Source organism: Streptomyces sp. NPDC093094, from assembly GCF_044754345.1.
Classification (GTDB): Bacteria; Actinomycetota; Actinomycetes; order Streptomycetales; family Streptomycetaceae; genus Streptomyces.
On sequence record NZ_JBIVOX010000005.1, the window covers coordinates 299,295 to 310,669 of the forward strand.

Here is an 11,375-nt window from a genome sequence, read left to right on the forward strand (position 1 = left end):
CCTGGCCGGTGGGCGTGCTCGTACACGCCCGTACGTACACGACCACGAGTACGTACACGTCTACGAGCACGCCACCTTACGCGTTCGCGCCGGGGGCGGCGCCGGTCAGTTCCGGGTGTGCTCGTCGGCCACGGCCAGCGCGGTGTCGAGCACGGCGAGGCCCTCCTTCAGCTCGGCCTCGGAGACGTTGCACGGGGGTACGACGTGCGTGCGGTTCATGTTCACGAACGGCCAGACCCCGCCCTTCTTCATGGCGGCGGTGAACGCCGCCATCGGGGCGTTGGCCTCGCCGGCCGCGTTGTACGGCACCAGCGGCTCGCGCGTCTCCCGGTTCCGCACCAGTTCGATCGCCCAGAACATGCCGAGGCCGCGGACCTCGCCGACGCTGGGGTGCCGCTCGGCCAGCTCGCGCAGCGCCGGCTCCAGGACCGTCGTGCCGAGGGCGGCGGCGTTCTCGACGACCCCCTCCTCGGCCATGACCCGGATCGTCTCGACGGCGGCGGCGCAGGCCAGCGGGTGCCCGGAGTAGGTGAGGCCGCCCGGGTAGGGGCGCCGGGCGAAGGTGTCGGCGATCTTCCCGGAGATGGCGACGCCGCCGAGCGGGACATAGCCGGAGTTCACGCCCTTGGCGAAGGTCATCAGGTCCGGTACGACGCCGAAGCGGCCGGCGGCGAACCACTCGCCGGTCCGCCCGAACCCGGCCATGACCTCGTCGAGGACGAGGACGATGCCGTACTTGTCGCAGATCTCCCGGACGCCGGCGAGGTAGCCGGGCGGCGGGACCATGATCCCGGCCGTGCCCGGCACGGTCTCCAGCAGGATCGCGGCGATCGTCGCGGGCCCCTCGAAGGCGATCGTCGTCTCCAGGTGCTCCAGCGCCCGCGCGCACTCCTGCTCCTCGGTCTCGGCGTAGAAGCGTGAGCGGTAGAGGAAGGGCGCCCAGAAGTGCACGACCCCGGCCGTGCCGCTGTCGCTGGCCCAGCGGCGGGGGTCGCCGGTGAGGTTGATCGCCTGCTGGGTGCCGCCGTGGTACGAGCGGTACGCCGAGAGGACCTTGGGGCGGCCGGTGTGCAGCCGGGCCATGCGCACCGCGTGCTCGACGGCGTCGGCGCCGCCGTTGGTGAAGAAGATCTTGTCGAGGTCGCCCGGTGTGCGCTCGGCGATCAGCCGCGCCGCCTCCGAGCGGGCCTCCACGGCGAAGGCGGGCGCGAAGGTGGTCATCCTCGCGGCCTGCTCCTGGATCGCGGCGACGACCCGGGGGTGCTGGTAGCCGATGTTCGTGTAGACGAGCCCGCTGGTGAAGTCGAGGTACCGCTTGCCGTCGTAGTCCCAGAAGTACGACCCCTCGGCGCCGGCGACGGCGAGCGGGTCGATGAGCTCCTGCGCGGACCAGGAGTGGAAGACGTGCGCGCGGTCCGCGGCCTTCACTGCGGCGCCGGCTTCGGGATGGGGCTGAGGGGTCATGCGGGTGAGGGTAAATGTCCGCGATGCGGAATCGGTATCGGCGTCCTGTCTGCGGTGCGGGGCTTTCCGCGACAGGTTGTCGAGGTACCGGCCCCCGCAACTATTGACAGCATCCTGTCCAAGTGACAGTATTCTGTCATCAAGGGAACGGCCCGGAGGAGGAACCATGAGCACCACCGTCCGCAAGCCCGTGCACCACGCCGTCTACGACACCTACGCCGACTGGGAGACCGGGCACGCGACGGCCTTCCTCGCCCGGGGCGGCCACGAGATCCGCACGGTCGGCCCCGCGGACGAGGCCGTCCGCAGCATCGGCGGACTGCGCGTCCTGCCCGACCTCGCGCTCGACGCCCTGAGGCCCGAGGACAGCTCGCTGCTGATCCTGCCGGGCGCCGACCTCTGGGACACCTCCGACGACCTCGCCCCCTTCGCCCGCAAGGCACGCGAGTTCCTCGACGCCGGTGTGCCGGTCGCCGCGATCTGCGGCGCCACCGCGGGACTCGCCCGCGAGGGCCTGCTCGACGACCGGGCCCACACCGGCGCGGTCTCCTTCTACCTGGCGGCCACCGGATACGCGGGCGGCGGCCGCTACGAGGACGCCGACGCCGTCACCGACGGCATCCTGGTCACCGCGGGCCCGACCGAGCCGGTCGCCTTCGCCCGGGAGATCCTCCGGCTGCTCGGGGTGTACGAGGGCGAGGTGCTGGACGCCTGGTACCGGCTGTTCCACGACTCCGACGCCGAGGCGTACGCCGTCCTGGAGAAGGCGGGAGCGCAGTGAGCCGGGACCACCAGGACCTGTTCAGCCGCAGCGCGCTGGGGGTCTTCCGGCTCAACGGCCAGTTCCTCGCCGTCGCCGAGGAGCTGGCCCGGCCCGCCGGGCTCACCGCGGCCTGGTGGCAGGTCCTCGGCGCGGTGCTGCGCGAGCCCCTGCCGGTGTCGGGCATCGCCCGCACGATGGGCGTGACCCGGCAGAGCGTCCAGCGCATCGCGGACCTGCTGGTCGGGCGGGGGCTCGCCGAGTACCGGCCCAACTCCGCCCACCGCCGCGCCAAGCTGCTCGCGCCGACCGAGGAGGGGCTGGCCGCCGTACGCCGTATCGACCCCGGGCACGCGGCGTTCGCGGACCGGCTCGCGCGGGCCTTCGGGGAGGACGGACTCGCCTCGGCCGTCCAGCTGCTGGAGCGGCTGTCGGACGTTCTGGACGAACTGGGGAGCGAAGGGTTCCGCGACGGGGCGCCGCCTGCCGACGGGACATCGGCAGCCGTTACGGAACCGTAGACGCGAGCCCGTTCACCTCGCCGTTTGCCGCACTATCGTGGGTCTGTCGCACAGGCGGGACCGGGGGAGGGCCTGCGATGGAGAAGCTCGGGGCGGGAGATCCGCACCGGATCGGGGCGTACCGGCTGCTGGCACGGCTGGGCGCGGGCGGCATGGGACAGGTGTACCTGGCCCGGTCCGACCGCGGGCGCACGGTCGCCGTGAAGCTCGTCAAGCGGGAGCTGGCCGCGCGGGAGGAGTTCCGGGCGCGGTTCCGGCAGGAGGTGCAGGCGGCGCGGCGGGTCGGCGGCTACTGGACCACACCGGTGCTGGACGCCGACACGGAGGCCGAGGTGCCGTGGCTGGCCACCGGCTACGTCGCCGGGCCGAGCCTCCAGCAGGTGGTGGGCACGGACCACGGGGCGCTGCCCGAGCGTTCGGTCCGCATCCTCGCGGCCGGACTCGCCCACGCCCTCAAGGACATCCACGCCGCCGGGATCGTCCACCGCGACCTCAAGCCGTCCAACGTGCTGGTCACCATCGACGGGCCGCGGGTGATCGACTTCGGTATCGCACGGGCCCTGGAGACGGTGACGGACGGGGGCGGCGGGCTGACCCGTACCGGCGCGCTCATCGGTTCGCCCGGTTTCATGGCCCCCGAGCAGGTCCGCGGCGACCGCATCACGCCCGCCTGCGACGTCTTCTGCCTCGGCTCCGTGCTCGCCTACGCCGCCACCGGCACGCTGCCCTTCGGCGACAGCGACAGCGGGGTGCACGCCCTGATGTTCCGCATCGCGCAGGAGGAGCCGGACCTGGCGCGCGTCCCCGAGGGGATCGCCGACCTGGTCCGCGACTGCCTGAAGAAGGACCCCGGCGCCCGCCCCACCCTCGACCGCATCCTGGAACGCACCGGAGCGGAGGACACCGTCTCCGGCGGGCGCTCCCGCGACCCCTGGCTCCCGGGCGTGCTCGTCGCCCAGCTGGGGCGCCACGCGGTGCGGTTGCTGGACGCGGAGGACCCGGAGACGGCGGACGGCTCCGGCACGCCGGGCCCGCAGCGAGGAGAAGCGGCTCCGCCCGCGCCGCCGGTCCCCCGCGCACTGCCGCCCGCGCCGCCGGTCCCCCGCGCACTGCCGGGCGCACCGGCCGCCCCGGGACTTCCTCCCGTGCCGCCGAACGCGCCGGGGGCTCCGGGCGGGCAGGGCACGCCGCCGGCCCCCTACGGGGCGCCGGGCGCACCGGCCGCACCGGGTTCGCCGGGAGCTCCTGCCGTGCCGCCGGCCCCGCCGGGTGCGCAGGGCGGACCGGTGGCCGCGGGTGCCGCGGGCGGCCCGGGGGTTCCCGCCGGGTTCGGGCCGGCGGCCGGGCCGGTGGGTTCTCCTGCCGGCGCGTGGACCGAGCCGCGCGGTGCCTCGCCGGAGCACGCCGCCGTCGCCGACGGCCCGGGCTTCCCCGGCGGGGCCCCGGCCCCGGCTCCGGGCGCACCGCCGCACCGGCTGCCGGCGGCCCCCGGCGGCCAGGGCGCACCGCCGCATCCGGCGTACGGGCCGCCCTCGTCGTCGTACGGCCGTCCCCAGCCGGGCCACGGCGGCCACGGGTACGGCCACCCGCAGGCCGGCGCCGGTCACGGGCCCGTCCACGGCGGTCCGGGGCAGGGGCACGGCGGGCTCGGCCCGACCCTGTACGGGCCGCCGCCGCCCGAGCCGGTGCGGCGCAACGGACGGGCCACCGCCGCCCTCGTCGCGGTGGCGCTGGTCGTCGCGCTCGCGGCGGGCGGATCGGTGTACGCGCTGATGAACCGCGGCGACGACGGCGCAGCCGGCGGCGACCCCACGCCCGCCCCGGTCACCAGCGCCCCCGCGACGACCGGCCCGGCCACCGGGGATCCCACCCCGGCCTCCTCCGGCCCCACGTCCTCGGCCCCCTCGGACGGGGCGGTCCCGCAGGCGTACGTCGGGACGTGGACGGCGGTCATCGACAACGACGGCGGGCGCAACACCCGTGTGCTGACGATCGGCCAGGGGCAGGTCGGCGACGTCGTGCTGTCGCTCACCGCGGAGGGACCCGCGGGGAGCGGCACGTACCGCTGCGTGTTCGAGGCCGGGCTGAGCGAGGAGCCCGGCGCGGACGGACCGCTGGCGATCGGCCCCTCCACCGTCACGACCGGCGAGCCCGCCTCCTCCTGCACCCCCGGCGGACCCACCGAGATCACCCTGCTGTCCGACGGCAGCCTCCGCCGGGTGAACACCGCCACCGGCGAGGAGCTGACGTACACCCGGCGGTGACGCCTCGGCGGGTCCGGCTCAGCGCGGCTCCGGCGGGCGCTGCCGGGGCATGTTCGGCCGGGCCGGTCCTCCGCCCGGCGGCAGCGGGAAGCGGCCGTTGACGACGCCGGGCTCGGGGGGCCGTACCCCGGAGGGGACGGTCGCCTGGATGCCCAGCGGAGCCGAACCCGTGCGGAACTCCACCATCCAGTCGGCCGTCTCGGCGCGCACCAGCTCGGTCACGTCCTCGCAGAACCGGCGCAGGACGGCGAGACACCGGTCGGCCGCCTCCCCGGCGGTGCCCTCCGTGGGCCCGAGGACCTCGCGCACGCTCTCCGAGGCCCAGTCGAACTGGAGGACCTGGAGGCGGCGCTGCACGGCCTGCGCGGTGGCCATGTCCCTTATCCAGCCCGAGGTGACCCCGAAGAAGCGGTCCACGGCGACGCAGGCGACGGCGACGAGAAGGGCCAGATAGCCCCAGGGGGCGACGCCGCCCAGGACCCCGGTCAGGTCCAGCAGGGGGAGGGCCGCGCCGGAGACCGCCCCCGCGGCCGCCCCGGTCCGCAGGACGCGTGCGCCGCGCCGCTTCCAGATCCGGTCGCCGAGATACCACGCGGCCGTCTCCAGCGCCCCGCGCTCCACCCACCGGTACAGCTCGTCCAGCCGCTGCGCGGGCTCGCCCCAGTCGCCGTGCGGGAACGTCCGTCCGGTCAGATCGCCCGGTCGCAGTGCCGCCGTACCGTCGCCGCGTCCGTCCTGCGGCGGCTTCTCTGGCTGCATCTCCGGCTGACCCACCCGGCACTCCCTACTGAACTGATCACGGTGCGTGACACTGCCCCACTGCCCCGATGGCGTGGGAGACGACCCCCATCGGCGCTCATGTGACATCTGATGCTGATGCGCCGGATCCTTCCTACCGCCCAATGGGTGGCGAAGTGGAGGGTTTCACAGCTTTTCCGCCCGGAAGTGGGCCTTGATCAGGTATAGGACGGACGATCGGCTCACCCGAAAGAGTGGCGGGGCGACGGGCCCCCCGACCACGTAGGCTCGTGCCGAACGGGAAGAAACCGGCGACAGAGGAGAACAGATCGTGATCCCCGGTGGCGGCCAGCCCAATATGCAGCAGTTGCTGCAGCAGGCGCAGAAGATGCAGCAGGACCTCGCGCGGGCCCAGGAGGAACTGGCGCGCACGGAGGTCGACGGGCAGGCCGGCGGCGGTCTGGTGCAGGCCACCGTCACCGGCTCCGGCGAACTGCGCGCGCTGAGGATCGACCCCAAGGCGGTGGACCCGGAGGACACCGAGACCCTCGCCGACCTGATCGTCGCAGCCGTGCACGCGGCCAACGAGAACGCGCAGGCGCTCCAGCAGCAGAAGCTCGGCCCTCTCGCCCAGGGGCTCGGCGGCGGTATTCCCGGCCTGCCTTTCTAAGACGGGCGAGGGGCATCTACCGTACGTAGTGAAGGCACATCAGGAAGGACGGCGGTCCGTTGTACGAAGGCGTGGTCCAGGACCTCATCGACGAACTGGGGCGGCTGCCCGGCGTCGGTCCGAAGAGTGCCCAGCGGATCGCCTTCCACGTCCTTCAGGCGGAGCCGGCGGACGTACGGCGCCTCGCCCAGGCCCTGATGGAGGTCAAGGCGAAGGTCCGTTTCTGCGCGACCTGCGGGAACGTGGCGCAGGAGGAGCAGTGCGGCATCTGCCGTGACAGCCGCCGCGACCCCTCCGTCATCTGTGTGGTCGAGGAGCCCAAGGACGTCGTCGCCGTCGAGCGCACGCGCGAGTTCCGCGGCCGCTACCACGTGCTGGGCGGCGCGATCAGCCCGATCGAGGGAGTCGGTCCGGACGACCTGCGGATACGAGAACTTCTCGCGCGGCTGGCCGACGGGACGGTCACGGAGCTGATCCTGGCCACGGACCCGAACCTGGAGGGCGAGGCCACGGCCACGTACCTCGCCCGCATGATCAAGCCCATGGGCCTCAAGGTCACCCGCCTGGCCAGCGGCCTCCCGGTGGGTGGCGACCTGGAGTACGCGGACGAGGTGACCCTCGGTCGCGCCTTCGAGGGGAGACGACTGCTAGATGTCTGACGCCACGCTGCACGCGACCGGCCGGAACCCGGACGACTTCGCCGTCCAGATCGCGGACCAGATCGAGAGCTTCCTGGTGGCCGTCACGGAGGTGGCCAAGGGCGACGAGCCGGGCTCGGCGGTCCCCTTCCTCCTCCTGGAGGTCTCCCAGCTCCTGCTGGCCGGCGGCCGTCTGGGCGCCCACGAGGACATCGTCCCCGAAGAGCGCTACGAGCCCGACGCGGGCCCTGACATCGACGTCGACGAGCTGCGCGAGAACCTCTCGCGTCTCCTCGACCCGATCGACGTCTACTCCGAGGTCTTCGACCCCTACGAGCCCCGCAAGGCGCCCGTGCCCGCCCGGATCTCGGACGACCTCGCGGACGTCATCACCGATCTGCGCCACGGGATGTCCCACTACCGCGCCGGCCGCGTCACCGAGGCCCTGTGGTGGTGGCAGTTCTCCTACTTCTCCAACTGGGGCACCACGGCCTCGGCGACCCTGCGCGCACTCCACTCCGTCCTCGCCCACATCCGTCTCGACCAGCCCCTGGAGGAGCTGGACGGCCTCGACACCGACCAGACCATCGGCGACGAGACCCTGGAGTTCGAGGCGGGCCGGGTCATGACCGAGGAGATCGCGGGCCCCCTCGGCCTGGGCACGGCCCAGCAGTGACCGGCCCGGTCCGCCGGCCGGGCCGCGAGTGAGCTGGCCCACTTTCACGCGTGGGGGGCCGGGACCGGGGCAGGGTCCACGTCGGCGCACCGAAGTCTCACCATGCGATACCGCAGGGGTGAATTTCGGGCGCTCGATAGACTGAGCCGACCCGCGGTACACCGGCGTATGAGCGGGAAAACAGACGGACTGAGCGAGGAGCGCACGTGGGCCTTGTCGTGCAGAAGTACGGAGGCTCCTCCGTAGCCGATGCCGAGGGCATCAAGCGCGTCGCCAAGCGGATCGTGGAAGCCAAGAAGAACGGCCACCAGGTGGTCGCCGTGGTTTCCGCGATGGGCGACACGACGGACGAGCTGATCGATCTCGCCGAGCAGGTATCCCCGATCCCTGCCGGACGCGAGCTCGACATGCTGCTGACCGCCGGGGAGCGGATCTCCATGGCCCTGCTGGCCATGGCGATCAAAAGCCTGGGCCACAGCGCCCAGAGCTTCACCGGCAGCCAGGCAGGTGTCATCACCGACTCGGTCCACAACAAAGCCCGGATCATCGATGTCACGCCGGGCCGTATCCGGGACTCGCTGAACGAGGGCAACATCGCCATCGTCGCCGGTTTCCAGGGCGTCAGCCAGGACAGCAAGGACATCACCACCCTCGGGCGGGGCGGCTCGGACACGACGGCCGTGGCGCTCGCCGCCGCCCTCGACGCCGAGGTCTGCGAGATCTACACCGACGTGGACGGCGTGTTCACCGCCGACCCGCGTGTGGTGAAGAAGGCGAAGAAGATCGACTGGATCTCCTTCGAGGACATGCTGGAGCTGGCCAGCTCCGGCTCCAAGGTGCTGCTCCACCGCTGTGTGGAGTACGCCCGCCGGTACAACATCCCGATCCATGTGCGGTCCAGCTTCAGCGGACTGCAGGGCACGTGGGTCAGCAGCGAGCCGGTCGCCCGGAAGACGAAGCAGCAAGGGGAACAGAAGGTGGAGCAGGCCATCATCTCCGGTGTCGCGCACGACACCTCCGAGGCCAAGATCACGGTCGTCGGTGTGCCGGACAAGCCGGGCGAGGCTGCCGCGATCTTCCGCACGATCTCCGACGCCGAGATCAACATCGACATGATCGTGCAGAACGTGTCCGCCGCCTCCACCGGTCTGACGGACATCTCGTTCACCCTCCCCAAGGCCGAGGGCCGCAAGGCCATCGACGCCCTGGAGAAGAACAAGGCGGGCATCGGCTTCGACTCGCTGCGCTACGACGACCAGATCGGCAAGATCTCGCTCGTCGGCGCCGGCATGAAGACCAACCCGGGTGTGACGGCGGACTTCTTCACCGCCCTGTCCGACGCCGGGGTGAACATCGAGCTGATCTCGACCTCCGAGATCCGCATCTCGGTCGTCACCCGGGCCGACGACGTCAACGAGGCCGTGCGCGCCGTGCACACCGCCTTCGGGCTCGACTCCGACAGCGACGAGGCCGTCGTCTATGGAGGCACCGGACGATGACCGGACGACCGACGCTCGCGGTCGTGGGGGCGACCGGAGCCGTCGGCACGGTCATGCTCCAGATCCTGACCCACCGGGCGGATGTCTGGGGCGAGATCCGACTCGTCGCCTCCCCGCGCTCGGCCGGCCGCAAGCTGACCGTGCGCGGGGAGGAGGTCGAGGTCGTGGCCCTGTCGGAGGAGGTGTTCGACGGGGTCGACGTCGCGATGTTCGACGTGCCCGACGACGTCGCCGCGCAGTGGGCGCCCGTCGCCGCCGCGCGCGGCTGTGTGGTCGTCGACAACTCCGCGGCCTTCCGGACGGACCCGGACGTGCCGCTCGTGGTCCCCGAGGTGAACCCGCACACCGCACGGATCCGGCCGCGCGGGATCGTCGCCAACCCCAACTGCACGACCCTGTCGATGATCGTCGCGCTGGGCGCGCTGCACGCCGAGTTCGGACTGCGCGAGCTGGTCGTCTCCTCGTACCAGGCGGTCAGCGGGGCGGGCCGGGCCGGCGTGGAGACGCTGCGGCAGCAGCTGTCCCTCGTCGCCGGTACGGAGCTGGGGACCAGCCCCGGTGATGTGCGGCGGGCCGTCGGCGACAGCACCGGGCCGTTCCCGGAGCCGGTCGCGCTGAACGTCGTGCCGTGGGCCGGGTCGCTGCGCGAGGACGGCTGGTCCTCCGAGGAGATGAAGGTGCGGGACGAGTCCCGCAAGATCCTCGGGCTGCCGCACCTGCCGGTCGCGGTGACCTGTGTGCGGGTGCCGGTGGTCACCACGCACTCGCTGACCGTCCACGCGCGGTTCCAGCAGGAGGTCACCGTCGCCGGCGCGCGCGAGATCCTGGCGACCGCGCCCGGGGTCGTACTGTTCGACAATCCGGCCGCCGGGGAGTTCCCCACCCCCGCCGACGTGGTCGGCACCGACCCGACCTGGGTCGGGCGGGTGCGCAGGGCCCTGGACGACCCCACCGCGCTGGAGCTGTTCGTCTGCGGGGACAACCTGCGCAAGGGCGCCGCGCTCAACACCGCGCAGATCGCCGAGCTGGTGGCGGCGGAGTTCCCGTCGTGACCGCGGCGGAGTTCCCGTCCCGGGCCCGTACGCCCGGAAACTCTGTCGACGGACTCCGATCGATTTGTAGGATCTGCGTAAGTCATGTGATCCGAACGATGGTCCGGATCACTTGATCGGCACCTGACGGCGTCAGAAGATTTTCTCCCCGCCCTCCGCAACCGCGCGGAGTGCGGGGAGCGTCTATGCGGTCGTCCTTACGGGTGCGCAGACGCATTCATCCAGGCGCGGGGACGCCACGAGCGGGCGTGGGGACGTCCGTTCGCAGGGGACATAAGGGAAGAGCGGGACGCATGTGGGCATCTGAGGCGCCGTCGGTCGTGCCGTCCGGCGCGAGAACGTTGTCGGGCACGCCCTCCGGCGCAAAAGTGACGCCCGGCACGTACAACCCCCGGCGGGGGAAGCGTGTCCAACTGGCGTGGCAGAAGTACTCGACTTCAGCGTCGCCCCGCGCGGCACGGCCCTGCGGCCCCCCGTCCGCGGGCCCCTGCGCCCCCGCGGCGCGCCCGGCGGCATGCCGGTGATCGCCCCCATGCCAGCAGCGCGGCCCGCCCGCATCCCCAGCCAGCGTGACGGCGCCGACGACACCGTGGCGGCCGGCACGACCGTCGACCACCTCACCGAGACCTACCGCGCCCACTACCGTTCCCTGCTCGGTCTCGCCGCCCTCCTCCTCGACGACACCGCCTCCTGCGAGGACGTCGTCCAGGAGGCGTTCATACGGGTCCACTCCGCGCGCAAGCGCGTCCGCGACCCCGAGAAGACGCTCGCCTATCTCCGCCAGACGGTCGTCAACCTCTCCCGCTCCGCCCTGCGCCGCCGCATCCTCGGCCTGAAGCTGCTCTCCAAGCCGATGCCGGACATGGCGAGCGCGGAGGAGGGCGCCTACGACCAGCTGGAGCGCCGCGACCTCATCAAGGCCATGAAGGGCCTGCAGCGCCGCCAGCGCGAGGTGCTGGTGCTGCGCTACTTCGCGGACATGACGGAGGCCCAGGTCGCCGAGACGCTCGGCATCTCGCTGGGCTCGGTGAAGGCATACGGCTCACGCGGCATCGCGGCCCTGCGGATCGCGATGGAGGCGTCGGCGAGATGA

11 protein-coding genes are annotated in these 11,375 nt (G+C 72.6%); 9 read left to right on the forward strand and 2 right to left on the reverse strand.

Going from position 1 to position 11,375, the window contains the following annotated elements; all coding sequences use genetic code 11:
* Positions 1-105: 105 nt before the first annotated feature.
* Positions 106-1,464: an aspartate aminotransferase family protein gene (locus ACIQGV_RS12505; protein WP_402493680.1), complete on the reverse strand. Its 1,359-nt coding sequence runs from the start codon at positions 1,462-1,464 to the stop codon at positions 106-108.
* Positions 1,465-1,630: 166 nt separating this feature from the next.
* On the opposite strand from ACIQGV_RS12505, the gene ACIQGV_RS12510 reads away from it, so the two are divergent.
* The 3 genes from ACIQGV_RS12510 to ACIQGV_RS12520 all read left to right on the forward strand — a co-directional run bounded on the left by ACIQGV_RS12510 (position 1,631) and on the right by ACIQGV_RS12520 (position 5,009).
* Entirely contained in the window at positions 1,631-2,245 is a 615-nt protein-coding gene (locus ACIQGV_RS12510) for a DJ-1/PfpI family protein (protein WP_402493681.1), read from the forward strand.
* Entirely contained in the window at positions 2,242-2,745 is a 504-nt protein-coding gene (locus ACIQGV_RS12515) for a MarR family winged helix-turn-helix transcriptional regulator (protein ID WP_402493683.1), read from the forward strand. The genes ACIQGV_RS12510 and ACIQGV_RS12515 overlap by 4 nt, the downstream gene beginning before the upstream one ends.
* Positions 2,746-2,822: 77 nt before the next feature.
* Complete coding sequence (locus ACIQGV_RS12520) at positions 2,823-5,009, forward strand: protein kinase (RefSeq protein WP_402493686.1); 2,187 nt, start codon at positions 2,823-2,825, stop codon at positions 5,007-5,009.
* Positions 5,010-5,027: 18 nt separating this feature from the next.
* Here ACIQGV_RS12520 and ACIQGV_RS12525 read toward each other — a convergent pair whose 3' ends face one another.
* Positions 5,028-5,783 (reverse strand): SLATT domain-containing protein, encoded by a 756-nt coding sequence (locus ACIQGV_RS12525; RefSeq protein WP_402493688.1) that lies wholly within the window; start codon positions 5,781-5,783, stop codon positions 5,028-5,030.
* A 295-nt stretch (positions 5,784-6,078) separates the two neighbouring features.
* Between ACIQGV_RS12525 and ACIQGV_RS12530 the strand changes: the two genes are divergently transcribed.
* The 6 genes from ACIQGV_RS12530 (at position 6,079) to ACIQGV_RS12555 (ending at position 11,375) form a co-directional block, all read left to right on the forward strand.
* Positions 6,079-6,417, forward strand: coding sequence for a YbaB/EbfC family nucleoid-associated protein (locus ACIQGV_RS12530; protein ID WP_388394300.1), 339 nt, complete (start codon positions 6,079-6,081; stop codon positions 6,415-6,417).
* Between the two features lie 59 nt (positions 6,418-6,476).
* The gene (gene recR / locus ACIQGV_RS12535) at positions 6,477-7,076 is read left to right on the forward strand and encodes a recombination mediator RecR (protein ID WP_402493691.1); all 600 of its coding nucleotides are present in this window, start codon (positions 6,477-6,479) and stop codon (positions 7,074-7,076) included.
* Complete coding sequence (locus tag ACIQGV_RS12540) at positions 7,069-7,731, forward strand: DUF5063 domain-containing protein (RefSeq protein ID WP_402493693.1); 663 nt, start codon at positions 7,069-7,071, stop codon at positions 7,729-7,731. Before recR ends, ACIQGV_RS12540 begins: the two co-directional genes overlap by 8 nt.
* A 206-nt stretch (positions 7,732-7,937) precedes the next feature.
* Complete coding sequence (locus ACIQGV_RS12545) at positions 7,938-9,230, forward strand: aspartate kinase (RefSeq protein WP_402493694.1); 1,293 nt, start codon at positions 7,938-7,940, stop codon at positions 9,228-9,230.
* Complete coding sequence (locus tag ACIQGV_RS12550) at positions 9,227-10,282, forward strand: aspartate-semialdehyde dehydrogenase (RefSeq protein WP_402493695.1); 1,056 nt, start codon at positions 9,227-9,229, stop codon at positions 10,280-10,282. Before ACIQGV_RS12545 ends, ACIQGV_RS12550 begins: the two co-directional genes overlap by 4 nt.
* A gap of 514 nt (positions 10,283-10,796) precedes the next feature.
* On the forward strand, positions 10,797-11,375 hold the full coding sequence (locus ACIQGV_RS12555; protein WP_402494117.1) for a SigE family RNA polymerase sigma factor: 579 nt from the start codon (positions 10,797-10,799) through the stop codon (positions 11,373-11,375).

Excerpts from the sequence above, each read along its gene's own strand:
- ACIQGV_RS12505 (WP_402493680.1), bottom strand. The coding sequence starts at position 1,464 with ATGACCCCTCAGCCCCATCCCGAAGCCGGCGCCGCAGTGAAGGCCGCG.
- ACIQGV_RS12510 (WP_402493681.1), top strand. The coding sequence starts at position 1,631 with ATGAGCACCACCGTCCGCAAGCCCGTGCACCACGCCGTCTACGACACC.
- ACIQGV_RS12520 (WP_402493686.1), top strand. The coding sequence starts at position 2,823 with ATGGAGAAGCTCGGGGCGGGAGATCCGCACCGGATCGGGGCGTACCGG.
- ACIQGV_RS12540 (WP_402493693.1), top strand. The coding sequence starts at position 7,069 with ATGTCTGACGCCACGCTGCACGCGACCGGCCGGAACCCGGACGACTTC.
- ACIQGV_RS12550 (WP_402493695.1), top strand. The coding sequence starts at position 9,227 with ATGACCGGACGACCGACGCTCGCGGTCGTGGGGGCGACCGGAGCCGTC.
- ACIQGV_RS12555 (WP_402494117.1), top strand. The coding sequence starts at position 10,797 with ATGCCGGTGATCGCCCCCATGCCAGCAGCGCGGCCCGCCCGCATCCCC.